Genomic DNA, 25,751 nt, shown 5'->3' with positions numbered 1-25,751 from the left:
AACGATATGAAAAAAGACAAAACAAAAAATATAATAAAATGTATCCTGTTTTTCATCATTTTCTGTGTACTGATGGGAGTTCTGTCGGTTGTATTCTATCCGAAGACCAGTGACCCGGAAGGTGGTTTGTCAAATCCGAATGCCAGAGGCTTCTATGGAGAACCGAGAAATTCGCTGGATGTTGTTGTCATGGGAAACAGTAACGCATACAGTGCCTACTCTCCAATGATGATGTGGAAGAACTATGGAATTCCAACCTATGTTGCGGCGGAGGGAGCGCAGAATATTGCAGAGACAGTCAATGTCCTTCAGGAAGTACTGACCTGCCAGAAACCGAAGCTGGTTGTTTTGGATGTGGATCTGTTGTGGCAAGGTAAGACACAGGTATCTAGAGTAGAGGGAAATGTCAAATCCCTGATCTATAAATATATTCCGATCATGAAGTATCATGACAGGTGGAAAACACTGGCACTTAAGGACAGCTTTAAGAAAAAATCATATACTTATCGTTCCAGTACAAGAGGTCAGTATCTGAGCAGAACGGTTGTGGCTTATACAGGTGAAGATAAGATGGTAGAGACAAAGGATATTGAACCGGTACCGAAGTCTTCTAGAATTTTTCTTAAGATGTTCCTGGATATCTGCAAAGAAAACAATGTTGAAGTTATGTTTGTTGAGATGCCGACAGCAAGCTCGTGGAATTATAAAAAACATAATGGTATGACACAGTATGCGAAGAAATTAGGAATCCCATTCCTTGATCTGAATACGGTAAAGGGCAAAAATAAGATCAACTGGGGAACAGATACCAGAGATGGCGGAAAACATCTGAACTGTTACGGTGCAAGAAAAGTAACAAGAGAGATAGGAAAATATATTTCAAAACATTATTCATTTGAAAATAAGAAAAAAGATTCCCGGTATACTGACTGGAATAAACAGTATAAGGTATACAAAAAGTATATGAAGAATCCTGCAACTGTTATTACGGTAGATGAGAATGGCGAACAGACTCAGACAACCGTTGAGGCTGAAAAAATAAATAAACAATCGGCCGGAAAAAAGGATAAAAAAAAGAACAAAAAAAGCAGTGATAAGAAAACTACGACAACTACAAAAAACAATAAGTAATAAATAATATGAACAGGAATGATCAGAAGGATTGAAAGAATCAGAAGACAATTCCTGTGAGAAAAGAGATTGTTTTGTATCGGTAAAAGATACAGGATGATCTCTTTTTATCTGTAAAGAGTGTTGGGTGATGAGAAACGATTTGTAATAGATAATTTTATTTGTGTAAATACATGGATGTTGTGATAAAATGGCAATGAAATGTAAATAATAGTTGCAGAAATATAGAATTATACAGGCATACCGAAAAATAAGCGAAAATATGGCAGTATACGATGCTTTTACAGATGCCTGGCAGCAGGATATGATAGGAGGATATGGAATATGAAGATTTTATTTTATGATACGAAGAAATATGACAGAGATTCATTTGAAAAGATATTACCGGAATATTCAGATCTGGAGGTAGAGTTTTTAGAAGCAGACCTTTCGCCGAGAACAGCAGCTCTTGCAAAAGGATATGATGCGATCTGTGCATTTGTAAGTTCCGATGTCAGTGAAAAAGTAGTTGAGTGTCTGGCTGTAAATGGTGTAAAATTAGTGTTAATGCGCTGTGCCGGATTCAATAATGTAGATCTGGATGCAGCAAACCGTTGTGGTATCACGGTGCTCCGTGTTCCGGGTTATTCACCGGAGGCGGTTGCAGAGCATGCGATGGCACTGGCACTTGCGGTTACCAGAAGAATCCATAAGAGCTATATCAAGGTTCGTGAGAATAATTTCAGTCTGGTAGGTCTTACAGGTATGAACTTCTATGGCAAGACCGCGGGTATCATCGGAACCGGTAAGATCGGAGCAGCTATGTGCCGGATCTGTCATGGATTTGGCATGAAGGTTCAGGCATATGATATGTACCGGAATCCATCCCTGGATTTTGTAGAGTATGTGGATCTGGATACGCTGTTATCGACCAGTGATCTGATCTCTCTTCACTGTCCGCTGACAGATGATTCGTACCATATGATCTGCACAGAGACGATCAATAAGATGAAGGATAATGTGATCCTTGTAAATACATCGAGAGGCGCACTGATCAAGACGGAGGATCTGATCACGGGAAATCGGAATAAGAAATTCTTCGGTATCGGTCTGGATGTGTATGAGGAAGAAACAAATAATGTATTTGAGAATCGTGAGGATGATATTCTGGAATCCTCGATCACGGCAAGACTGCTGTCATTCCCGAATGTCATTGTAACCTCCCATCAGGGTTTCCTGACGGAAGAAGCACTGGAAGCAATCAGCCGTACCACACTGGACAATGCGAGAGATTATGAGAATGGCACGATCAAGGATATAAACGCCGTGTAGAAAAGGAAACGATTATGCAGAATTACAGATTTCTGATCGCCTATGATGGAACGAGATATCATGGGTGGGAACATAAAAAAGACGTTGTGACCATACAGGGAAAGATCGAATCAGTGCTTTCCCTGATGGCAGGCGAAGAAGTACGGATCAACGGAGCGGGAAGAACCGATGCAGGTGTGCATGCAAGGGCAATGGTCGCAAGCGGCCCGGTTCCGACAGATAAGACACCGGAGGAGATCCGGGATTATATGAATCATTATCTGCCGGATGATATCTGCATTTTGGAGGTTACTCCGGCAGCAGAACGGTTTCATGCAAGATTTAATGCAAAGGGCAAGCATTACCGTTACACGATCTATCGTGGCAGGCTGAAGCCGGTATTTGACCGGAAATACGTCTGGACTCTGGATGAGGGTGAGACGATCGACTGTGAACGGATGCGAAAGGCAGCAGCTTATCTGGTCGGTGAACATGATTTCAAGAGCTTCTGTGGCAATAAGCAGATGAAGAAATCGACGGTTCGGAAGTTATTTGCGATTGATATTAAGGAAGATGGCGATTATGTGATTCTTGATTTCCACGGAGCCGGATTCTTACAGAATATGGTTCGTATCCTGACCGGTACTCTGGTAGAGGTTGGGGCAGGCAGAATGGAACCGGCATACATGGAAGAGGTGCTTACAGGCCGGTGCAGACAGCTCGCAGGGCCGACCGCACCACCGCAGGGCTTGTGCCTGATGCAGGTTGATTATGAAAAAAAGTAATATGGAGTAAGTAGTACAAATGAATGAATTTAAAAATGGGCTGAAGGATGGAATCCCGATCGCCCTGGGGTATTTTGCAGTTAGTTTTAGTTTTGGTATTCTTGCGATCAAAGGCGGACTCAGTGTCTTTCAGGCAGTTTTTACCAGCGTTACAAATGTTACAAGTGCCGGTCAGTTTGCCGGACTTCAGATCATCATTGCCGGGGGAACGATCCTTGAGGTGATCCTTACCCAGCTTATTATCAATCTGAGATATGGTCTGATGAGTCTTTCACTTACGCAGAAGTTAGCTGACGATGTAGGCATCTGGAAGCGTCTGATCATCGCATTTGCAAATACAGATGAGATCTTTGCAGTTGCAATGGGATATTTCAAAGAAGTGACCTTTCCGTATATGTTAGGACTTCAGATCCTTCCGATCCTTGGCTGGGGCGGTGGTACATTTGCCGGAGCAGTAGCCAGCGGGCTGCTTCCAAAGTCTGTGTGCAGCGCACTCAGTCTTGCACTTTATGGCATGTTCGTGGCAATCGTTGTTCCGGTTGCCAAGAAGTCAAAATCTGTGTTATTTGTGGTATGCGTTGCAGCTTTGTTCAGTATCCTTTTATATTATGTTCCGATATTCCACTTTATCTCGACCGGAATATCGATCGTTATATGTACAGTAGCGGCAGCAGCAATCGGTGCGATCGTTGCACCGGTTAAGAAAAAAGGAGAAGAATAGAGATGAGTGTATATACATATATTATCGCAATGGCGGTTGTCACATATCTGATCCGTGCGGTGCCATTGGTGTTATTCAGGAAAAAGATAGAGAATCAGTTTTTAAGTTCGTTTTTATACTATGTGCCATATGCCTGCCTGACGGCACTTACCCTTCCGGCGATTTTCTACAGTACGGAAAGTGTTATCAGTGCGATCGCAGGATTTGTCGTAGCGGTTATCCTTGGTATTCGTGAAAAAGGGCTGGTAGTCGTAGCTGCCGCCGCCTGTGTGACAGTGTTTGTAGTGGAGAGAATATTGGCGTTTTTATAGGGGTTGTGAATCCGAAAAGTGAGGACAAAGAACTTGCTATATCGCCGACCTGGAATGTAAAAGACTTTTGACACGCTAAAAACCTTGATGTCAATGTCCTTTGATAGCGAAAATATGACTTTTTGATTAGTATGAGTATACTAGGAGGTGAAGAGATGGAACTCGGAAAACAAATAAAAAAACATCGTCAGGAAGTACAATTATCCCAAGAGGAGTCAGCCGATCGAGTTTATGTTTCAAGACAAACAATCTCAAATTGGGAAAATGAACCGCTATGGAAAAATCTACACTAAAATGCTGATTGTCACTGCAGTTTCGGCAGTTCTGCTATTTATGTGGTTTGGCGTTTGGGCATTCATCCCTTGGGGAATCATTTGGGCACTCTCTATGTACTTTGCCTTTCAGGTTGAAAAGGTAAAAAAAGATAATGATGTTCAAACCTATAAAGAAATTGTTGCATTTTCTGAGGGGAAACTATTGGATGATCTACAAAAGCAGAGAGAAATAGGTAAACGCCCATATCAGAAGATTTTTTTAAGAAGATTATTATATCAAAGTCGAATGCAAAACCATGGATAGATGAAGATGGTATTGTGCATATTGGCTTGTATGATTTTTTGTTAAATCGGAATTCCTTGGAGACATAACAAAATAATACTTGATAGTTAATAAAGAGAGGCGCATATGCTATGCCAGGTATACTCGTAGTTGAAGATGATGAAAATTTAAATCGTGGAATTACATTCTCACTGAAAAAATCCGGATATGAGGTTTTTTCAGCAGAATCAGTGAAAAAAGCGAAAAAAATTGCAAGTGATAATAATGTGGATGTTACCATTTGTGATGTGAATCTTCCGGATGGGAATGGACTGGAATTTGTAAGGTGGATGAGGTGCAATTATAATACATACATTATTTGCCTTACAGCACTAGATCAGGAGATGGATCAGGTTATGGGATATGAAGCAGGGGCAGATGATTATATTACAAAGCCGTTTAGTCTTTCGGTACTTCTTTTGAAAATAGAAGCACATTTCCGTCGAAGACAGGAGAAAACGGAAGCCGGAAAGATGATTTCGGGAGATATCGTATTTATCGCAGGAGAAATGAAAGTCCTGATAAAGAGTCGTGAAATCAGTCTGACAAAAACGGAGTTGAAAATGCTGACTTTTTTTCTTCAGAATCCGAAACAGATTCTTTCAAAAACACAAATATTGGAAAATGTGTTTGATCTGGAAGGGGATTTTGTGGATGAAAATACAATCGCTGTCAATATCAGAAGACTTCGTGAGAAAATCGAAGACAATCCGGCTGCACCGGTCTATATAAAGAATATCAGAGGTCTTGGGTATATATGGAATCAGGAGGTAAGGCAGTGACAAAGAGATATCGCAAGAAGATCACAGTAGTGCTTTCCTTGGTATTGCCTGTCATAATATTGTTTGCAATATTAAATTGTTTTACCACGTATGTGTTTTATGAAGATTATAAATATAAAATGAATCTTATGACAGAGATTGCTGCAAAGGAAGAATTTTCCGGGCTGGATGCTGTTTCGGAATTGCTTAAAGATAAGGATATTGAAACTAACGAACAGGGAAGACGATTATTGGAGCAATATGGATACTGGGGAAATAAAGGGAATGCATTTTATTCGCAATTCCGGCATCAGGTTATGGTGGTCGGTGCTGTAAGCACTGTGATATGCGTGCTTTTTTTGACTTTTTTACTTTATTGGAAGAAAAAAGAAGATGCGTGTCATCAGAAAATTTTAGACCAGTTGGAAGAAATTCTGATCAGATTCCGTGAAAATAAATTTGATGATTTACTGAAAACGGAAAATCAGGCAGAACTGGAAAAATTGAATGACCAGCTTGAAGCAATCGGACATCATATTCAGTTGCTAAAGGAAGAAGCACGGGCAGAAAAAGAGAGCACGAAAGAAATGGTTTCTGATATCTCTCACCAGTTAAAGACACCGGTTGCAGCTTTGGATACTTGTTTTAGTGTGTTGATGCAGAATGACTTAAGTGCCACAGAACAGGAGGAGTTTCGTATCCGTTGTCGGAGTGCTCTGGATGGAGTGGAGACATTATTGCAGTCGCTTCTTGAAATATCCAAGATGGAAACTGGACTGATTCAGATGAATAAGAAAAAACTTCCGCTTATGGATACTGTCATATCTGCTGTGAACCGTACTTATCCCAAAGCGGATGAGAAAGAAATGGAATTCGTTTTTGACTATGAAAAAGAGCTGGAAACATGCACGATTATGCAGGATAAAAGGTGGCTTGGTGAAGCTGTGATCAACGTTCTGGATAATGCGGTCAAGTACAGTCCGTGTGGTTCAAAAATATTTATCCGGTTACAAAAAAGAAACGATCTTGTAAGAATGGAAATTGAGGATCAGGGAATTGGTATTCCGCAGAATGAGTATCACAAAATTTTTCAACGATTTTACAGAGGAAGTTCCAGGGAGGTCATGGAAAAGAGTGGTACAGGAATCGGACTTTTTCTATCAAGAGAAATTATCGAAAAACACGCAGGTACGATCGCGGTAACCTCCGGCAAAAAGAAAAAAGGAAGCACGTTTGTGATTCAATTACCATATGTTGGTTAAATTTTAAGTGAGCAGAACCCTTACAATTCTGTAAGAGTTCTGCTCGTTTTTTGAAAGTGAAATGAAAGATTGTCCTGATACAATTAGGATGTAGGTTGAAAAATGACCAATTATATAAACAGGCAAAGAAAGTGTGCTGAAAAGGTACGCTTTACAGAATTGAAAAGGAGGCAACACATGAGTGTGATATTAGAAACCAAACAGCTTTGTAAGTTTTATGGCGCAGGTGAGAATCAGGTCAAAGCGGTCAATCAGGTGGACATTCAGATTGAGCAGGGAGAATTTGTCGCAATTGTTGGAAAGTCAGGATCCGGTAAAAGTACATTACTTCATATGCTTGGAGGGCTTGATACCCCGACAAAAGGCAGTGTTACTTTAGCAGGGAAAGATTTATACAGGATGAAGGAAGATGCCCTTGCTGTTTTCCGCAGAAGAAAAATCGGATTTGTTTTTCAGGCATTTAATCTGGTTTCATCTATTAATGTCTGGGAAAATATTGTACTGCCACTGGGGCTGGATGGAAGAAAAGTGGATGAAGCGTATGTAAATGATATCATTGCAACTTTGGGGATTGAAAACCGGATTTATAATCTGCCAAATCAGTTATCCGGAGGACAGCAACAGAGAGTAGCAATTGCAAGAGCACTGGTGAATCGTCCGGAAATTATATTTGCAGATGAGCCGACAGGAAATCTTGATTCTAAGACCAGTGATGAGGTAATCGCCCTGCTTAAGATGACAGCAAAAAAATATGGACAGACAATTGTAATGATTACCCATGATGACGAAATTGCACAGGTCGCTGACCGTATTCTGGTGATTGAGGACGGACAGGTGGTGGATTTCAGATGAAGACAATAAGCAGGATTGCATATAGCAATGACAAAAAGAACAAGACAAGAAGTATACTGATTATGATGTCCATATGTCTGACTACGATGCTGCTTGTGATTATCAGTACTGTGGGAAATGGAATGATCCGTTTACAGAAAAGTCAGGCGGCAGGCTCATATGGAAGCAATTATGGTTTGTTTGTCGCAGCAGATGCCTCGCAGTTAAAGGACGTACGCCGCCGTGCAGAAATAGATGCAATAGAAATTATGTGTACAGAAGGCATAATTAAAGGCAACGAAAACGGTGGTTTTGTCTGCATGGATGAGACTGCAAGAAAAATGCTTCCCTATAATAAGGAATATGAGTTAAAGGAAGGAAAGTATCCGGGGGGAACGCAGGAAATTGCCGCAGGAAGAGCATTTTTTAGTGAAATGGGATATGATGATGTAAAGGTCGGAGATACGGTTACACTGGATTACCGTGCAGGGATGCGGTCAGAATATAAGCCGGAAGAATTTGTTGTCAGCGGAATCCTATATGACCGGGATGAGTATACCATCGAGGCATCTTATGTTGCTTTCGGGTCACAGGAGTTTTACGATGAGCATGTCGCAGAGACTGACAGACAGTATAATATTTATTTTTCTTTAAATGATTCTGCAAATGTATCTATGAATAATATTGAACCGGTTATAAAACAGATTGCAGCATCTTGTGGGATCGAAGAAAAAAACGTTATAATCAATGATCTCTATCTGCAATGGGTCTTGCAGCCGAGTTATGAAACGATTGCGGTATGTGGAATGCTGATTCTTGCAATTGTACTTTTCTCTGTTGTGGTCATTTATAATATTTTTCAGGTCGGTATTGCCAACAAGATACAGGAGTATGGAAAAATCAAGGCTCTGGGAGCGACAAAAAAGCAGATGAAACAACTGATCTTCAGAGAGGGTATTTTTTTGACAATTTTTTCAATACCGGTTGGATTTCTTTTTGGATTTCTGATTGCAAAATACGGTTTTAACTGGCTGGTAGAACAGGGAAACCTTGTATCAACCGGAACTGGTTCTATGGGTGTTCAAAACCAGCAGGTGCCACTGTTTTCCCTGCCTGTTATGCTTCTATGTATTTTCGTATCATTTCTTACCGTTGCTTTGGCACTGCGTAAACCAATGAAAATTGTTTCACGGATTTCACCTATCGAAGCAACACGGTATTTAGAAAATGCAGAAACACACAAAAAAGGAAAACGAAATGGCAGAAAAAATGTTACCGTGTTTTCTATGGCAATGGCAAATGTAACGGGTAATCCCAAAAGAACTATTGGTACTATCCTCACAATGGGTTTTTCTTGCGTATTGTTTGTGATTATCTCTAATTATGTGGGAAATATTGACACGGAGCATGAAGCACGTCTTTCCGTTAATCATGGACAATTTGAACTGCAGCTTGACTATTCTGCAGAGTATGATGAAAGATATCCGGAGAATAATCTGGATACGATTCTGACGGATGATCCATTGAATGATTCGCTGATTGAAGAAATCAAAAGCATTCCGGGAGTAACAGATGTCATGACGAGAGAGATTGTCTCTGTAAATCTGAACGGAACAAGATTTCCGGCTACTATTGTGAGTAAAAAGGATTTTGATTTTATGCGCCAAGAAGGGGATATTGGCTCTATGGACTATGATCAGGCGGTAAAGAATGGTGATATTTTCTTTGGTTGGTCAACGTGGATGGAACAAGATGGATATGCTCCGGGTGAATCCATTGCATTTGACTTTGAGAATGGAAGTGGAACCTATACCTATCAGGGAAAGATTGCAGGATCTTTTGTAAGTGCGGACACTTATCTTGTCATTCCGGAAGGTGTATATCGTTCCATGAATCCGAGAGGAACAGCCTATGGCTATCTGTGGGTGGACTGTGATAAAAAAGATGTGGCATCTGTAGAACAAAGTCTGAATACTTTGATTTCTAATACTTCGCATATAAAAATGGATACTTATCATGCGCAGTTACAATCTGCCGAATTTGCAAGCAGCATGATGAAGCTTGGCTGTTATCTGTTTATGGCTATTGTAGGACTCATCGGGTTTATGAATATGGCGAATACCATGATCATGAATATTACGACAAAAAAGCAGGAATATGGTATATTACAGGCTGTGGGCATGACAAATAAACAATTAAATTTATGCCTGCAGTTACAGGGACTGATTTTTACAGTTGGCACTATATGCGTAGCTTTGATCATTGGTCTGCCGCTCGGCTATGCACTTTTTTCCTATGCAAAACATATGGGAATATTTGGAATAAATATCTATCATGTTCCAATCGTACCAATTTTTATTATGATTTTTTTGGTCGGTCTGTTGCAGCTTGTACTTTCCTGCGTTTTAAGCAGTAATCTGAAAAAGGAAACGCTGGTAGAAAGAATAAGGTATCAGGGATAGCAAGTAACTAAGCTGTCACTCGGGCAATGAGTGACAGCTTGGCTTGCGAGTATACGTCAAAAGATTCTATGGAGAATATTCTGCACATTTTCATATGAGTGTCGGAAATGAGAAAGGTGAAGTGTTTGGAGAGCATCTGAACAGAGCTGTCGTGAGCGCAACCTGTGGGATGGTAATTACGGTCATTGATGGAAAAGTTGACAGAGTTTATGATGAAGAAATAGGGCTTAATGTATTTAAGTTTGATTAGATGCGTTGAATACATGTGATGAATCGGGAGTTTCAGGAGGAAAATCATGAGAAGCAAGGGGATTTTTATTTTAGCGATTACATGGAATTGTTTATCCTAAGGAAGCAGATGTAACAATAAGAAGAATAAAGGGGAAGATAACACTTGTCGCATTAGCATCATATCCCATATCCATTGAAGCGAAATCGGTTTATATTGATGTGCCTGTTGCCATTTGTTCTTGGATTAGTTCCATTTATATTATTTGTAATTAGTCCTGCTGAATTTAGAGTATTTAATGGATTGAATTTCGGCATGGCGTGTATGGGTATGGTTTCGCCGTTTCCGGATGTGTTTAATGTTCTTACCGTTCTAAGAAATTCTGAAAAAGGCGATTCAATAATGTTCTACAAGAACGATATGTATAAGATTTCTTAAATTTTTGGTTGATTGTACAGTTGATCAGATAGGAAAATATAAATCTGCAACTCAAAATGTTTTGAAGAAAAGCACATGGTTTTGAGTATAAATTTTGAAGAAAAACACATAATACTGGATGCAAATATTGAAGAAAAGTACATTTGTGATATAATGGGTGGAAGAGATTCAGTGGAGCATATTTGGAGGTAGATATGTATTTTAAAAGAAAAGCATATGACAAACTATTAGAATGGAAAAATTTATATTCAGATAAATACGCTGTGCTGTTAGAGGGGGCTAGACGAGTTGGAAAATCAACGATAGCGGAGAATTTTGCAAAGAATGAGTATAAATCTTATATATTGATTGATTTTTCAAAAACAACAGGTAATATATTGGAATGTTTTGATGATATAGGAAATTTAAATATCTTTTTTCTTAGGTTACAGGCAGAAACAGGAATAACATTATATGAGCATGAGTCTCTTATTATTTTTGATGAAGTTCAACTATTTCCTAAAGCAAGACAGGCAATCAAGCATCTTGTGTTTGATGGCAGATACAGTTATTTGGAAACAGGATCTTTGATCTCGATAAAGAAAAATGTAAAGGACATCCTGATTCCTTCCGAGGAAATGAAGCTGGAAGTATATCCCATGGATTACGAAGAATTCTGTGATGCCACGGGCAATAATTATGGGTTATTGCAGCAGATTTATGATAGCGGAACAGCTATCGGACAGGCAACCAATCGTAAATTAATGCGGGATCTGAGAATATATATGGCAGTGGGAGGAATGCCACAGGCAGTAGAAGCCTATGTTAATGGAAAAAACTTTTCAGAAATAGATATGGTAAAAAGGCAGATCATATCTTTGTATGAGGAAGATTTTAAGAAAATCGATGCCTCCGGAAGAATATCGGCATTATATCATGCGATTCCGGCACAGTTGTCAAAGGATGTAAGAAAATATCGTATTACTACAGCAATCGGAAAAAGAAATAATACCAAGGCGGAAGAATTATTATATGATTTGATAGATTCGAAAACGGTTCTGCCATGCTATAATTCTACCAATCCGAGGGTCAGCCTGACGGACACGAAAGATTTTGACAGTTACAAGTTATATCTTTCAGATACGGGGTTATTTGTTACGTTGTTGTTTATTGACCGTCCGGTAACGGAAAATGATGTATATGCCAAGCTGCTTTCTGATAAATTACCTGCCAATCTGGGTTATTTATATGAGAATCTTGTAGCACAGATGATTGCTGCATCTGGAAGAGAATTGTTTTATCATACATGGGAAAAGAATGGAAGTACGCATTATTATGAAGTGGATTTTTTAATTTCAGAAGGAAGCAAGGTAAATGCATTTGAGATTAAGTCTTCCGGAACAGGAAAACACGAATCAATAAAGGAATTTTCTAAAAAATATTCCCAAAATGTGAATAAGATATATTTAATATCACAAAAAGATGTAGGAAGAGAAGAAAATTTATTGTTGAAGCCATTTTATTTTATCCCGTTTCTAATATGATTTAATCATGTTAAACGTTGATAAATCAGGATTTGACGGAGGTATCATTATGTGTGGAATGACAACTGATTTATAAGGAAAAATAAATCGGAGGTTTATATGAATTATTTGATAAGAGAATTAAAACAAGATGAAAATAAGGTATTAGATACTTTTTTGTATGAGGTGATTTTTATTCCCGAAGGAGTTTCTGCACCGCTCCAAGATATTATTAACCAACCAGATTTGCAGGTATATGTAAAAGACTTTGGTAAGAATAAGGGAGACTTATGTTTGGTTGCTCAAGTTAGGGATAAAATTGTTGGCGCCGTGTGGGTTCGGATTATGAATGATTATGGTCATATAGATAATGAAACACCGTCTTTTGCAATTTCACTTCTTAAAGAGTATAGAAACTATGGTATCGGAACAGAATTAATGAAACAGATGCTAACAAAACTAAAACTAGAAGGATATAAACAAGCATCATTATCAGTTCAAAAGATGAATTATGCTGTCCGTATGTATAGGAAGATAGGATTTGAAATTGTTGATGAAAATGATGAAGAATATATTATGATTTGTAAATTATAGACACTTGCTAGTTCAAGTTTATGAGGATAAAACATGAAACTTATAGAATACAAAACGACTGACTGTGAGTAGTTGGCGCAATTGTTTTATAATACGGCACATAGTGTAAATGCAAAGGATTATACAGAAGAATAGGAAGTTGATATGATAAAAATTGTGTGGTCAATAAATGATATAAATAAATATCAAACAGGAAGCTTGCCGGAAGGCGCAGTAAAGATAGAAACACCGCAGAGTGTTGGTGAACTGATGAAAAAAGCGGTGCCGATTTCTGCAATTCTATGTGTTTTCCTTTTTATTGCTATGCTTGGTAAAACGATAATATGTAAGACCGTTGTAATCTCACCAATATTTATTCCGGTTGGATTTGCTTTCGGTTTTTTATTGTTAATAATGCATGAGTGGTTACATGGAATTGTTTATCCTAAGGAAGCAGATGTAACAATAGGAAGAATAAAGGGGAAGACAACATTTGTCGCATTAGCATCATATCCATTGAAGCGAAATCGGTTTATATTGATGTGCCTGTTGCCATTTGTTCTTGGATTAGTTCCATTTATATTATTTGTAATTAGTCCTGCTGAATTTAGAGTATTTAATGGATTGAATTTCGGCATGGCGTGTATGGGTATGGTTTCGCCGTTTCCGGATGTGTTTAATGTTCTTACCGTTCTAAGAAATTCTGAAAAAGGCGATTCAATAATGTTCTACAAGAACGATATGTATAAGATTTCTTAAATTTTTGGTTGGTTGTACAGTTGATTAAATAGGAAAATATAAATCTGCAACTCAAAATATTTTGGGAAAATAGCATGGAAAAATATTTATTAGGATGATGAAGATTAATTAGCAATTTCAAGTTTATGGAGAGCCACCGTTATGATTAGAGAATTTCAAAGGGATGATATAAATAAAGTTGCGGATATATGGTTGGGTACAAATATAAAGGCACATAATTTTATCCCCGCCGAATACTGGAAAGGCAATTTCAAATCAGTAAAAGAAGCACTGTCACAAGCAGAGATTTATGTGTATGAGTATGATACAGAAATACAGGGCTTTATAGGGTTAAATGATGAATATGTTGAGGGCATTTTTGTTTCTGGTGAAATGCAATCGCAGGGTATAGGTAAAATTCTGCTGAATTATGCAAAGGATAAAAGAAATAAGTTGTTCTTGAACGTATACCAAAAGAACGCACGGGCAATATCCTTTTATAAGAGAGAAGGATTTGAGATTCAGCATAGTGGCTTAGATGAGGCTACCGGAGAAAAAGATTATGTAATGACATGGCAACACAAATAGAAATTCCAGAAGGGAGAAACAAAACAATGATTTTACAATCGGAGTATATAAGACAGATGAGAAGAAATATTACTCAAACAGTTTTAAAGGGTATTATGAAATTACATCACTGACAGGTACGATCAATACAATGGATGGAGAATATTATGCGCATCTTCATATGAGTGTCGGAAATGAGAAAGGTGAAGTGTTTGGAGGGCATCTGAACAGAGCTGTCGTGAGTGCAACCTGTGAGATGGTAATTACGGTCATTGATGGAAAAGTTGACAGAGTTTATGATGAAGAAACAGGGCTTAATGTATTTAAGTTTGATTAGATGCGTTCTTATGATATTATATTTCATGTATTCAAACAAAGTAGGAAAGAGGTAAATACACCATGAATTTGAAAAAAGTTCATCATATTGCCATTATTGGGAGCAACTATGAGCAATCAAAGCATTTTTATGTGGATCTATTAGGTTTTTCTATTATTCGAGAAAATTACAGACCAGAACGTGATGATTACAAAATTGATCTTCAACTCGATGAGATGGAATTAGAACTTTTTATTATTAAAAATTGTCCGAAGCGCCCCAGTTATCCAGAAGCTTACGGTCTCCGGCATCTTGCCTTTGCTGTAGACTCGGTCGATAATACCGTAAGAGAATTGAATAAAAGGGGCATCATAACTGAGCCGATTAGACTTGATATTTACACAGGTAAAAGAATGACATTCTTTTATGACCCTGACAATCTACCATTGGAAATTCACGAATAAAGTATTGCAGTTAAAAGATGTGCCCTGTTTTGGACTGTGATTTTATAACTTCAAGTTGATATTTCACATATTTTAGGAAATTTAATAACTGTTATATTTAATTATCAAATTCTTCGCAAACCCTTGAAAATACTAAGTTTGTAGCAAGTGAGCTTTCCCTTACTCTTTCCCTTGTGTTATATTCTCACATTGGTTTTCATGAACCTTAATATGGGAAAAAATAAGGGAAAGAAAATTTCATAACACAGTATAACAATAACGACATGGTGAACTGATTGAAATGTTTTCGATATTTAACTCTATAACTGATTATTAAAAGAAAATGGAGATAAGATACGATGAGAACAATTTATGCAGAATACAACATAAATCACGATAGTATTGATGTTTACACAAGTGCCGGATATATGCTTCGCATTGATTGCTGGAAAGCTGAAAAAAATCTAAAAACCACATACGGATCAGAATGTGCGCTTACTTCATTGGCTGTGGATGAGCCTTTGGAATATGCAAGATTATATCTTGAGGGTAATTTACAGATGTGGGTAGATGCAGAAGACTCACTAGAGTTATAATCCTTATCCATATAAATAATATGCAAATATATATCCCATCAATATAGCGAATATACTGAAATAAAAGTATCTTTATAATCAATTTTAACCAAAAGAATATGTTCTTAGAGGAGGTGTCTCCCGAAAGAACATATTCTTCTATTATGGGTAATTATAAATATAGAACATGCTTTTCTTGTGCTACAATTTCTTCACTATGAGTTACAACAATAACTGTTTTTCCCTGTTCACTTAACTCATGCAATATATTCATAACAATCTCACTATTTTTTTTGTCTAAGGAACCAGTTGGTTCGTCTGCTAATACAATCGAACATTTCTTTAGCATTAAACGAGCTAACGCAACTCTCTGCTGTTCGCCACCAGATAATTGATAGACTTTTTTGTTAATTACTTTCTGTAAACCAACTTTTTCAAGAGCTTCATTTATTGAAATATCCGTTCTACCTGATTTTTTTATTATTTCTAGATTTTCTTTTACTGTTTTGTTTTCCAAAAGGGCAAAATTTTGAAATAAAAATCCAACAACTTCTTTGAAATATTTCTGCTTTTTTCCTTTTTTTGCCACATCAAAACCATTCACAATAATAGAACCTTTGTCAGGAGTTTCAATACCTCCAATCATATTAAGTAAAGTACTTTTTCCGCATCCACTTTCGCCACTAATTACCAAAAAACGGCTATCTGGAATTTCCAAATGAAAATTTTTGAACAAAATTTTATCATTATATGCTTTGCATAGATTTTCAATTGTTATCATAAGCAACCTCCTTTTAATGATTTCGGTATGTTTGTTTTTTCAACAATTGTGATATTAAAGAAAATAATTGTAAATTCTATTAGTGCCATAAATGAACTAACAAGAATGCTAATTCCTACTTCAGTCTGTACCGATAATAAAGAATAGATAAGCATACCTACTAATATCACAAAATTTTCCACTACAATCATTTTAAGAAGTGTTTTGTGCCGTTCAAATAAACTATATCCAAAGATTTTCATCAAGGAAATTTTCATTGCATTTTCTCGGAACTCTAGTCTACTTACTGTAACAATAATCATAATATTTAAAAGCAATACAATCGTACAAAGAGAACTTAAAAATCCCACGAGTTTTATTAAAAATGTGTGATTATATAAATACTGTTCATGTACGTTTGTAATTACTAGCTGATAATTTCCAAGCATATCTTCATACTTTTTGCTGATATTTCTTAGCTGTTTTTCATCACATTGAAATAAAACTGCTCCTGCTTTATAGCTTTCAAGATACCCACCATTGACTGCTAAATCTTTGTTTGCCTGATAAATAATTATCGGATTTTTGCTTTTTTCGATACCATTTATTCTACTTGTATCTAAATAGGAAAAGTATTCTGTTTCGCTATACTCTATGTACTGAATATTTAATTGTTGTAAATTATCATGATTTAAAACATGGCTCAAGGAGTCATAGGCTAATTGCTTGTTTTTAGCAAAATATCTATTCTTTGGAATGAAAATAATCAAATCAGAAGATTCATTCTCTACTGCATTTATCTGCTTCGTAAAACCTTGTAACATATCTTTTGCATGATTATTTACATATATCACATCATTTTTATCATTTAAAATATTCAAGCATATTACAGGCTTTAATGTGTTATATTCATTCTTGTATAGTTTATTCCAAAAAGCTTCTTCTTTTTCAGCATTAAAATCAGTAGTCTTTACGGTAAAATAATTTGCATCATAATATTCTTCTAACAAATGTTCATTTGTAAATAGGTTATTATGAATACTACTAATATTAGTGGTAATTGTAAAAACAGCGGCTACCCCTGCTATAAATTTTAACGAATAAATTAAAAAATCCACTCCTCTTTTGTGTGTTGCATTTGCGAATGCCTTTCTAATATCAAAAAAGCAAAAAGAACAATATGGAATAGTGGAAAGAATAATTCCAATGGAATATAAAATTGTGACGAGTCTATTCTCATATGCTCCCGATATATAATTTGACAGCAATATTTTTGCAACAATAAATAATGCAATGTCAAAAGTTACATCGAATAAAGCAGCCTTAAATGCTATGAAACCAGCACTTTCTCCTAAGGAAACTCGTACAACAACCTCTTTTTTTCGCCTAACCACTTCAATTACATTTAGAACAATCATCAATGCAATAATCATACCCCATATAATAAAAATCATGTCCTTTTCCGTAGAATTCCAATATTCTGGATAAGTTAAGCTATATTTTTCTGATAATTTCTGATATGCAGAGATAATATTGTCCTCATTTCCTATGTATGAGATAAAGTTTTCATAACCCACAGAGGTACTTTGCAATTCTGAGAGATTATGAAATTTTACTTTCGTAATTCCGGAAACTAAAGCGGTATATTCTGATTCTTCTATGTTTGCAGTATTTTTTAATGTTTGTCTGATTACTTTATCATCGCCATAAATATGAAGTGTTGAAAGGTATTTATTATTGATTTCATTGTACTGAGAAAAAATATGTACATCATTCTCCGTTGCAGTTTCTGATACATCTTTCAGAAACTGCGACATATCTTCACTAGCAACTTCATAGCGTGATGACGTAAAATATGCTGTAGAAAAGTTCCAAAGCTGATCTTGAAATATTTCAGATTGCATAAGTATTCCAAAAATCAGGAAACAAAACAAACATAAGTTTTTAATTGCTTTCATTTATTTCAACCCCAGATTCCATACTTTATTTGCTTTTTCAAATATCGTAGTCAATATTGTGCTATTTTCATCAACAATCCATTGATCTTCTTGATCTTCAGCTTTTTTGCTACTTGACAACATAATTTGAGTATTCAAATCCTTATAGTCATTAAATAGCACGCCTTGACTTATTCCTTGGTGAAATGGTTTTATCCAAATAATTAGTGCATATCGAACATCTGACTCAGCTATCGCAAGATTTCCATTCCAAAGCAAATAATCAGGGACAGACACACTATACTGGAATCCATCTTTATCTGTGTAAATTTTTACTCCAGATTCTTCTATTTCAGGGAAGTCTTTCTGAAATTCGTTATATGGTTTATAACTCCCGAAGTACCAAAATAAATTATAGCAACAGAACAAAATAACCAAAACAATTCCTATATATTTTATTTTTTTCTTCATTTATATACACTCCACAAAAAAGAGTGGTTGGAATTCCAACCACTCAGCCATTATCCCGAACCTTTGTTTAGTAGCTATTACCGTAGGTAATACTATTTCCTTTATGAGCAACCTCAATTTTAGACCAATTACCTTTACCAACATTTGAACCCGAAAAAGAACCATTTCCATTCTTGACATATGCGTAATGATCTTTAGTTGAATGATATGCGTGTGCATAATCTTCATTAATAGCAAGAGTATTATAACCATAAGTCAAAACACCTTTTCCGCCATCAGATGTAGTGCTCAATTCCCACTTTTTATCAAATGTCTTATTCCCGTTTGTAACAGAAAATGCCATTACTGGAATTGATGAAGAAATTAACATTGCACTAATAGCTACCCCTACAATCACTTTCTTTGCTCTCATAAGTTTTACTTCCTTTGATCTGCTGTATTTCTATTTATATTTTATCAAATATTTTGTATCTAGTCAATCAGTATCTTGACTTATATAGCGTCGAATTGTAAGATATATTCCTTGTAAAATTAACCAAAAGAACAACAGATTTATTGATAATGCTTTTTTAATTACTTCTCCAAAATAAATGATGACAGCCGCACTTGTCAGTATCATCAGTAGGGTAATAACATCCCAACAGTTTTTCTTATATAATTCTATAACCTTTATTTCTATCAGTATTGCCAGTATCCCTGTCCCTGCCACACATATTCCAACAACCAATATCATCAATAACCAATATATGATTCCGGCTATAATCTCATTTGGAATTTTTGTGCTGATTTGTGCCACAGATTGCCCGGCATCAATCGTCCAACCGATAAAAGTTTGTATGAATGATGCTGCATCATGGAAGAATGATTTGCAATCGGAAAGGAACACATCTGACTGTACTGCCTGAAAAAGAGTGGTTGTCAGCGAATACCATGCAAGAAGGAACAAGGTTGTTTGGAACATTACCGTTTTTGCTTTATATTGTCCTGCAAGTTGCTCTTTTTGTGTTTCGTATCTTGCTTTTGCATTCTGATAGGCTGTCCGGTCACAGGCTTCGCATTTTTTATAGAGTACCGGCTTTTCTACCGGTATCTCTACGATTTTCTGATGTGTCCGGGCATAATCCCGTTGTTGTGTTAAGCATCGTATTTTATCTTGACATTCCTCTATCGTGACGTTTGCGCTTCGCAGCTTCTCTTTCTCGCTCCGCAATGCTCTGTCTGCCAGCTTCAAGTCGTTCTTTAATGCTTGAATATTCCCGGCTCTGTTCTCTTTGTTTAATTTCTCGTTCAAGGTCAGAGATTCGTTGAGCTGCGTCTTCAGTTCCACGATAAGCTGGTCTTTCTGTTCCAACTCTTCTTGTATCTCCTCGGTCAAGAGCAGAAGTTCTTCCAACTGTTCGGCGTTCTTTAATTCTCTGGATTCGTTCATCTATATCACGTCCTTTCTCTACCTGCTGTTCCAGTTCAGCAATTCGGTGTTCTGTTTCAGTAATAAACTGTTTTCGCTGTTCAGCTTCTGTGCCAATATCTGCCATTGCTGATTTTCGTTTTCCAAAAGTTCTATCTTCGTTTTCTGTTCTTCCATCTTGGAAAGTAGTTCCTCGGTATTTGGCAAAATGTTGAGCAGCTCGGATAACTCGCTGTTTAATTTTTGCAATTTCTGATTCTGTTCCTGCATAAGAGAGAGTTGGGTGTCCCGGTTCTGCATTTCCAGAAGCATTTCTGCCATTAAGGTCTGCTGTTCTTCGATTTGCCCAATCATGGACTCCATTAAGGGTATAATTTCCCGGCTTTCTTCTAATGTCATTTAATCGCTCCTTCCATAATGATAATGCACCTGATACTTTCCCAAAGGTGTCCAGTATCTTTTGCAATAACGTGTTTTGTTGTTTTATGATTTGATTTTCCGCTACTTTCCACGAACCTTTTATTTCCTGCCCGGCAAGAAACTTTTGTTCAATCTTTCTTGCGTCAGCACCTTCATGGATGGTAGGAATCTGGAGTTTTCCCTGCTTTTCGTAAGAACGGTGATCGACCTGATTATGCAAAGGCAGATGTTCATTACACACCTTTGCCCACTCGCTCCGCCACAGTTCACAGTTTTTTGGATTGTTCCATCCCGTAGCATCGGTCAGTACCCGTTTCCATTGCAGGCGGTTTCTTGCACCAATCTTCTGGATTCCGTTTTCATCTAATACAGGGATACGGATTCCATGACGGTCAGGGTTTTTCTTATCCTGCCACCAGTTCGGATGGGATTCATCAATCACGATATTTCCGCTTTTATCTCTGACAAAATCCCAATCTTTGACTTCTTTCTTCCCCCAAGAATGATCCGGGTTAAAAGGGCGCATTGTCAGAAGCAGATGGACATGAGGATTGCCATCCCCTTTGTCGTGGATACTCCAATCAGCACACATTCCCTTATCCACAAATGTTTTTTTGATATAGTCGGCTGTATATTGAATCTGTTCCTGTCTGCTCCATTCTTTGGGGAGGGCAAATTCAAATGACCTGCCAAGTTGGGCATCTGCACTTTTTTCAATCTTCAATACCTCATTCCATAACCGTTGTTTCTGAAATGTGATTTTAAATTTTTCTAAAGCAGCTTCTTTATCTTCTGACCTTTTGTATCGGACAGATTTTTGAAAGCGTTTTATATTTTCTTCTGGTACTATCTGCCATTCAGGAGGTGCGTTTTCGCACATCATCAGACTGGTGTAGACCACTTCTTTTTTAGAAGTGTAATAACTGATTCGCCCGGTTTCCTCGTTTTTCATCACATCCCCATTGAGATATGCGGAAGCGGAGATAACAGATTTCCCTTTACTTCGTCCGACTATTTTGATTGTGTAATGAAAAATCGCCATGTCTGGATTCCCCCTTTCTGCACATCCGGCATAGATTTCCGGCAACATTGCTTTCAGTTTTAGAAAAAGCAGTATTGCCGGAACGCCCTCTGCGTAAGAGTGCCCTGCGCATAGCAGCCTGCATGGAATGCGCCCCTCTGGCGAAGAGTGCCTCCTGCGGCATGAGCAGGTCTGGCTGAAAGCCCCGCCGACGGAACGAGCCCGGCAAGCGTGAGCGAAGACCGGTTGCCACTTGTGGCAAACTTATTGGGACGACCTCTGGTTGTCCATAAGTGCGCCCTTCATGAAAAAGCAATGAAGGGAATGAAAAACTCATCCCCCCCCGCCATTACACTTCCTCCATATCGGTATGTGTTTCTTTCTGCATTGCCTTTGAAAAAAATTTCCCATTGGCTTCCTGCTTTTTCAGAAAACCAATCAGCTTTGGGATGTCCTCTTCCTCGATAGGCGCACCGAGAACGGATTCCACCGCACCGCCAACCTGACAGAGCCTATGGGTTCGTTTTTTACTTTCTTCGGCTTTCTTTCGTTTCAGAAGTTCTTTCTTCTGTGCTGCATATCGTTTTGCTTTTTCAAGGCTTTCCTGTTCCTTCTTTTCCATTTCAAGCATTCGTTCTTCATAACTTTTTGTTGATTTTGCCATGATTACATTCCCCTTTCTTTTACAAACATAAGTTCTCGGTTGCGTATCAGAAGAAGCACATGGTATAATCTTCTTGCGTGTAGGTATATCATGGCTTCGGTCTGATAGAACCTTTGGCGGTTTCTTTGGAAGCCGCCTTTTTAATTTGCCGCAGTTCTTGTTACGGCTTTTACATTTCCTCTATCCCTCAAATCACGACCTTCATTCGCTTCCATAAACATTTCCAGAATATCGGTTTTAATCAGGACTTTGCGACCAACCTTTAATACTGGAAGTTTCTTCCATTCTACAAGCTGTCTTAAGGTGTTTCTGCCGATTCCCGTATAGTCAGCAGCTTCTTCGATGGATAATGCAATTTTTCTTTGCGTCATATAATCACCTCCTTATAAATTGCATTATGCAATTCTTGTGATGTAAGTATATCCTTTTCATATCTTTTTGTCAAGCGTTACGAAATATTAAAAATAATTTTTAAGTTGCATATTGCAATTACAGAAAAACAATGCTATAATTCATACATACCGAAAAAGGAGGCAGTCAGCATGAAAGATAAAGAACTACGCAAGCTGATAGGCAGCAGAGTAAAACAGCGCCGTCTGGAATTGAATCTGACACAGCCTTATGTCGCAGAAAAGATGGGTGTTACCGCTTCTACAATCCTGCGTTATGAGAATGGTTCGATTGACAATACGAAAAAAATGGTGCTGGAAGGTCTTTCGGAAGCACTCCATGTATCTGTGGAATGGCTCAAAGGGGAAACAGATGAATATGAAACCGACATTACGGATAAGAGAGAGTTACAGATTCGTGATGCGATGGGAGATATTCTGGAACAGTTACCGCTTGCCCTTACCAAAGAAGAAGATGCTTTTTCAAAAGATTTATTACTGCTGATGTTAAAACAATATGGTCTGTTTTTGGATTCCTTCCAGTTCGCCTGCAAAAACTTCAAGGGGAATGCTGGTCAGACGGATATTGCCAAAACAATAGGGTTTGAATCGAATGATGAATATAATGAGATTATGTTCTTAAGGGAAATCACTCACACCATCAATGCTTTTAATGAGATGGCAGACGTTGTAAGGCTCTATTCCAAGAAACCAAAAACAGCAGAACAAAGGCTTGCAAATCTTTTATCAGAAGTCTTATACGAAGATTCCGAATCGGTATAGTAAGACAACCGGAGTTATGATATACTTACACGCACGAAGCATTTCATCAGTTCCGATTGTCTAATATCGAAAGGAGACATACGATTATGGCAAAAGGATCTGTAAGAAAAAAAGGAAAGAAATGGTACTACCGCTTCTATGTAGAGGACGCAAGCGGCAATCTTGTTCAGAAAGAATGCGTTGGAACAGAAAGCAAAAGTGAAACTGAAAAGCTGCTCCGTCAGGCAATGGATGATTATGAGAAAAAGAAATTTGTTGCCAAAGCGGAAAATCTCACAGTCGGACAGCTTTTGGATGTGTGGGCAGAGGAGGAATTAAAAACAGGTACGCTCAGCAATGGTACGGTGGAGAATTACCTCGGAACAATCCGAAATATCAAGAAACACCCATTGGCAGAACGGAAACTGAAAAATGTAACCTCTGAACATTTGCAATCCTTCTTCGATTTGCTTTCCTTCGGGGGAGTTCATCCCGACGGAAAAGAGAGAAAGGGTTACAGCAAAGATTATATCCATTCTTTTTCCGCAGTCATGCAGCAGTCCTTCCGTTTTGCAGTATTTCCAAAGCAGTATATTACGTTCAATCCCATGCAGTATATTAAACTGCGGTATCAGACGGATGAAGTGGATTTGTTTTCCGATGAGGATATGGACGGAAATGTCCAACCAATTTCACGAGAAGATTATGAAAGATTGCTTGCTTATCTGCAAAAAAAGAACCCAGCCGCAATACTTCCAATCCAGATAGCCTATTATGCCGGGCTTCGTATTGGAGAAGCCTGCGGTTTGGCATGGCAGGACGTAAATCTGGAAGAACAATGCCTTACCATAAGACGCAGCATCCGATATGATGGCTCAAAGCGCAAATATATCATCGGACCAACCAAGCGGAAAAAAGTAAGGGTTGTTGATTTTGGAGATACACTGGTAGAGATTTTCCGTAATGCCCGGAAAGAGCAGTTAAAAAATCGAATGCAGTACGGAGAACTTTATCACACGAACTACTACAAAGAGGTCAAAGAGAAAAACAGAGTGTACTACGAATATTATTGTTTAGACAGAACAGAGGAAGTCCCGACAGATTATAAAGAAATTTCTTTCGTCTGTTTAAGACCGGATGGTTGTTTGGAACTTCCAACTACTTTGGGGACTGTTTGCAGAAAGGTGGCAAAAACATTAGAGGGATTTGAAGGCTTTCATTTCCACCAGTTACGTCACACCTATACAAGCAACCTTTTAGCAAATGGAGCTGCCCCAAAAGATGTGCAGGAATTGTTGGGACACTCAGATGTCAGTACCACAATGAACGTCTATGCTCACTCCACAAGAGATGCGAAACGAAAATCAGTTCGGCTTCTTGATAAAGTGGTGGGCAATGACTAAAAAATTTCCCTTATTTCCCTTGTGATTATCTCATAAGGGCAAAAATAAGGGAAACTACATATCATTTCACTAATGGACAGGCGGGAAAGCCTATAAAATGGGGAAAGTTAGAGGAATAATTATATAAATTCAAGTTTGCAGAACTGACCCAAAAGAGCTCGAAGGAGCTCTTTTTGCTTTTTTATAATAGTATCATTATGGTATAATAGAGACATTAAAATCGGGATTTATAAAGGAGAATATTGATGAAACTATTTTTATGTTCGCACTTTTCAAGTGTAGGAAGTCTGATAAAGGAAGAAATTGAAAATAAGAAAGTCGCATTTATTCCAACAGCTTCGTTGCGTGAAGGCTACACCGGTTATGTCGGCTCGGCTCGAAAATTATTCAAAAAGTTGGGAGCAATCGTAACTGAAATTGATATTTCAACGGAGGCTTATTCAACGATACAGTCTGTTTATGAAGATGCAGATGTGATATATTTTACCGGCGGAAATTCTTTCTTTCTTATGGACCAACTCCGTAAAACAAGAACTGATGGGTTGCTAAAAAAGGAATTGGCAAATGGAAAATTGATGATCGGCGAGTCGGCAGGCGCAATTATATGCGCTCCAAGCATCCAATATATCGAGCAAATGGATGAAAAGCCGGAGGACTACTCACAAGAAGATGATGCAGGGCTTGATTTGATTGATTTCTATGTTCTTCCGCATTATCTTACAGCACCATTTAAGAAAGTTACCGAGAAAATAATGACTGAGTTTTCGGATTTGAATCTATGCCCTATTAACAACCATCAGGGAATTGTAATTGATGGTGAAGGTTCAAAGGTTATTTGCAAAGACTAATTTGAAAAATCCTTTTTGGAAACTGGAAAATCGGAATTTTCTTGATGGTGGAGGATGCGTATGGAACATAAGGGCACAATTAGAATAGAAACAGATAGATTAGTTCTTAAACGACATGTATTAGATGATGCAGAAA

General features: G+C 37.7%; 29 protein-coding genes and 2 pseudogenes. 23 read left to right on the top strand and 8 right to left on the bottom strand.

Annotated elements, in window-relative coordinates; all coding sequences use genetic code 11:
• The first annotated feature begins 6 nt into the window (after positions 1-6).
• From OCV60_RS11740 to OCV60_RS11645, 20 genes and pseudogenes are all read left to right on the top strand, one after another.
• The gene (locus OCV60_RS11740) at positions 7-1,131 is read left to right on the top strand and encodes an SGNH/GDSL hydrolase family protein (RefSeq protein ID WP_243863377.1); all 1,125 of its coding nucleotides are present in this window, start codon (positions 7-9) and stop codon (positions 1,129-1,131) included.
• A 324-nt stretch (positions 1,132-1,455) separates the two neighbouring features.
• Positions 1,456-2,442: a 2-hydroxyacid dehydrogenase gene (locus tag OCV60_RS11735; RefSeq protein WP_117785778.1), complete on the top strand. Its 987-nt coding sequence runs from the start codon at positions 1,456-1,458 to the stop codon at positions 2,440-2,442.
• 14 nt (positions 2,443-2,456) lie between these two features.
• Positions 2,457-3,206 (top strand): tRNA pseudouridine(38-40) synthase TruA, encoded by a 750-nt coding sequence (gene truA / locus OCV60_RS11730; RefSeq protein ID WP_021943194.1) that lies wholly within the window; start codon positions 2,457-2,459, stop codon positions 3,204-3,206.
• A 19-nt stretch (positions 3,207-3,225) separates the two neighbouring features.
• On the top strand, positions 3,226-3,927 hold the full coding sequence (locus tag OCV60_RS11725) for an AzlC family ABC transporter permease (RefSeq protein ID WP_262530218.1): 702 nt from the start codon (positions 3,226-3,228) through the stop codon (positions 3,925-3,927).
• Positions 3,928-3,929: 2 nt separating this feature from the next.
• Entirely contained in the window at positions 3,930-4,238 is a 309-nt protein-coding gene (locus OCV60_RS11720; RefSeq protein WP_021943195.1) for an AzlD domain-containing protein, read from the top strand.
• Between the two features lie 131 nt (positions 4,239-4,369).
• Entirely contained in the window at positions 4,370-4,531 is a 162-nt protein-coding gene (locus OCV60_RS13180; protein WP_317258986.1) for a helix-turn-helix transcriptional regulator, read from the top strand.
• Complete coding sequence (locus tag OCV60_RS11710) at positions 4,470-4,817, top strand: hypothetical protein (protein WP_243175734.1); 348 nt, start codon at positions 4,470-4,472, stop codon at positions 4,815-4,817. Before OCV60_RS13180 ends, OCV60_RS11710 begins: the two co-directional genes overlap by 62 nt.
• Positions 4,818-4,927: 110 nt before the next feature.
• Positions 4,928-5,617, top strand: a complete 690-nt coding sequence (locus OCV60_RS11705) for a response regulator transcription factor (protein WP_262530216.1) — start codon at positions 4,928-4,930, stop codon at positions 5,615-5,617.
• Positions 5,593-6,858, top strand: a complete 1,266-nt coding sequence (locus tag OCV60_RS11700; RefSeq protein WP_262530215.1) for a sensor histidine kinase — start codon at positions 5,593-5,595, stop codon at positions 6,856-6,858. The genes OCV60_RS11705 and OCV60_RS11700 overlap by 25 nt, the downstream gene beginning before the upstream one ends.
• 177 nt (positions 6,859-7,035) lie before the next feature.
• Positions 7,036-7,710 (top strand): ABC transporter ATP-binding protein, encoded by a 675-nt coding sequence (locus OCV60_RS11695; protein ID WP_173788818.1) that lies wholly within the window; start codon positions 7,036-7,038, stop codon positions 7,708-7,710.
• A complete protein-coding gene (locus OCV60_RS11690) occupies positions 7,707-10,151 on the top strand; it encodes an ABC transporter permease (protein WP_262530214.1) in 2,445 nt (814 codons plus the stop codon). Before OCV60_RS11695 ends, OCV60_RS11690 begins: the two co-directional genes overlap by 4 nt.
• A gap of 82 nt (positions 10,152-10,233) precedes the next feature.
• Positions 10,234-10,401 (top strand): annotated as a pseudogene (locus OCV60_RS11685) (PPC domain-containing DNA-binding protein); the annotation flags it as partial.
• 198 nt (positions 10,402-10,599) lie between these two features.
• Complete coding sequence (locus OCV60_RS13105; RefSeq protein WP_243000531.1) at positions 10,600-10,818, top strand: hypothetical protein; 219 nt, start codon at positions 10,600-10,602, stop codon at positions 10,816-10,818.
• A 194-nt stretch (positions 10,819-11,012) separates the two neighbouring features.
• Entirely contained in the window at positions 11,013-12,341 is a 1,329-nt protein-coding gene (locus OCV60_RS11675) for an ATP-binding protein (protein WP_117785782.1), read from the top strand.
• Between the two features lie 99 nt (positions 12,342-12,440).
• Complete coding sequence (locus OCV60_RS11670) at positions 12,441-12,914, top strand: GNAT family N-acetyltransferase (RefSeq protein WP_262530213.1); 474 nt, start codon at positions 12,441-12,443, stop codon at positions 12,912-12,914.
• A gap of 144 nt (positions 12,915-13,058) precedes the next feature.
• Entirely contained in the window at positions 13,059-13,652 is a 594-nt protein-coding gene (locus OCV60_RS11665) for a DUF3267 domain-containing protein (RefSeq protein ID WP_117785784.1), read from the top strand.
• Between the two features lie 141 nt (positions 13,653-13,793).
• Positions 13,794-14,219, top strand: a complete 426-nt coding sequence (locus OCV60_RS11660; RefSeq protein ID WP_117785785.1) for an N-acetyltransferase — start codon at positions 13,794-13,796, stop codon at positions 14,217-14,219.
• A gap of 25 nt (positions 14,220-14,244) precedes the next feature.
• Positions 14,245-14,535: pseudogene (locus OCV60_RS11655) on the top strand (PPC domain-containing DNA-binding protein); the annotation flags it as partial.
• Positions 14,536-14,597: 62 nt separating this feature from the next.
• A complete protein-coding gene (gene gloA2, locus OCV60_RS11650) occupies positions 14,598-14,978 on the top strand; it encodes an SMU1112c/YaeR family gloxylase I-like metalloprotein (protein ID WP_008402179.1) in 381 nt (126 codons plus the stop codon).
• A 338-nt stretch (positions 14,979-15,316) separates the two neighbouring features.
• Positions 15,317-15,553, top strand: a complete 237-nt coding sequence (locus OCV60_RS11645; protein ID WP_004843528.1) for a DUF6061 family protein — start codon at positions 15,317-15,319, stop codon at positions 15,551-15,553.
• 151 nt (positions 15,554-15,704) lie between these two features.
• Here OCV60_RS11645 and OCV60_RS11640 read toward each other — a convergent pair whose 3' ends face one another.
• From OCV60_RS11640 to OCV60_RS11605, 8 genes are all read right to left on the bottom strand, one after another.
• Positions 15,705-16,313, bottom strand: coding sequence for an ATP-binding cassette domain-containing protein (locus OCV60_RS11640; protein WP_005608342.1), 609 nt, complete (start codon positions 16,311-16,313; stop codon positions 15,705-15,707).
• Positions 16,310-18,250 (bottom strand): DUF1430 domain-containing protein, encoded by a 1,941-nt coding sequence (locus tag OCV60_RS11635; RefSeq protein WP_005608344.1) that lies wholly within the window; start codon positions 18,248-18,250, stop codon positions 16,310-16,312. Before OCV60_RS11635 ends, OCV60_RS11640 begins: the two co-directional genes overlap by 4 nt.
• Positions 18,251-18,700 carry a hypothetical protein gene (locus OCV60_RS11630; RefSeq protein ID WP_004843525.1) on the bottom strand — a complete coding sequence of 150 codons (450 nt, stop codon included), beginning with the start codon at positions 18,698-18,700 and terminating at the stop codon, positions 18,251-18,253.
• A gap of 67 nt (positions 18,701-18,767) precedes the next feature.
• Positions 18,768-19,112, bottom strand: a complete 345-nt coding sequence (mdcF, locus tag OCV60_RS11625; RefSeq protein ID WP_005608346.1) for a broad-spectrum bacteriocin mediterrocin MdcF — start codon at positions 19,110-19,112, stop codon at positions 18,768-18,770.
• 63 nt (positions 19,113-19,175) lie between these two features.
• On the bottom strand, positions 19,176-19,910 hold the full coding sequence (locus OCV60_RS11620; protein ID WP_005608347.1) for a DUF6040 family protein: 735 nt from the start codon (positions 19,908-19,910) through the stop codon (positions 19,176-19,178).
• On the bottom strand, positions 19,849-21,570 hold the full coding sequence (locus OCV60_RS11615; RefSeq protein WP_040893156.1) for a MobA/MobL family protein: 1,722 nt from the start codon (positions 21,568-21,570) through the stop codon (positions 19,849-19,851). Before OCV60_RS11615 ends, OCV60_RS11620 begins: the two co-directional genes overlap by 62 nt.
• A gap of 328 nt (positions 21,571-21,898) precedes the next feature.
• Positions 21,899-22,213: a hypothetical protein gene (locus tag OCV60_RS11610; RefSeq protein WP_005608351.1), complete on the bottom strand. Its 315-nt coding sequence runs from the start codon at positions 22,211-22,213 to the stop codon at positions 21,899-21,901.
• A 140-nt stretch (positions 22,214-22,353) separates the two neighbouring features.
• Positions 22,354-22,584, bottom strand: coding sequence for a helix-turn-helix domain-containing protein (locus tag OCV60_RS11605; RefSeq protein WP_004843519.1), 231 nt, complete (start codon positions 22,582-22,584; stop codon positions 22,354-22,356).
• 171 nt (positions 22,585-22,755) lie between these two features.
• On the opposite strand from OCV60_RS11605, the gene OCV60_RS11600 reads away from it, so the two are divergent.
• From OCV60_RS11600 to OCV60_RS11590, 3 genes are all read left to right on the top strand, one after another.
• Positions 22,756-23,385 carry a helix-turn-helix domain-containing protein gene (locus OCV60_RS11600; RefSeq protein ID WP_005608353.1) on the top strand — a complete coding sequence of 210 codons (630 nt, stop codon included), beginning with the start codon at positions 22,756-22,758 and terminating at the stop codon, positions 23,383-23,385.
• An 86-nt stretch (positions 23,386-23,471) separates the two neighbouring features.
• Complete coding sequence (locus OCV60_RS11595) at positions 23,472-24,767, top strand: tyrosine-type recombinase/integrase (RefSeq protein WP_005608354.1); 1,296 nt, start codon at positions 23,472-23,474, stop codon at positions 24,765-24,767.
• A gap of 245 nt (positions 24,768-25,012) precedes the next feature.
• Positions 25,013-25,615, top strand: coding sequence for a peptidase E (locus OCV60_RS11590; RefSeq protein ID WP_262530211.1), 603 nt, complete (start codon positions 25,013-25,015; stop codon positions 25,613-25,615).
• The last annotated feature ends 136 nt before the right edge of the window (positions 25,616-25,751 follow it).

The organism is Coprococcus ammoniilyticus, assembly GCF_025567345.1.
GTDB lineage: Bacteria > Bacillota > Clostridia > Lachnospirales > Lachnospiraceae > Coprococcus > Coprococcus ammoniilyticus.
Note: the sequence above shows the minus strand (reverse complement) of the source record. Positions and strands in the feature narration are given on the sequence as shown.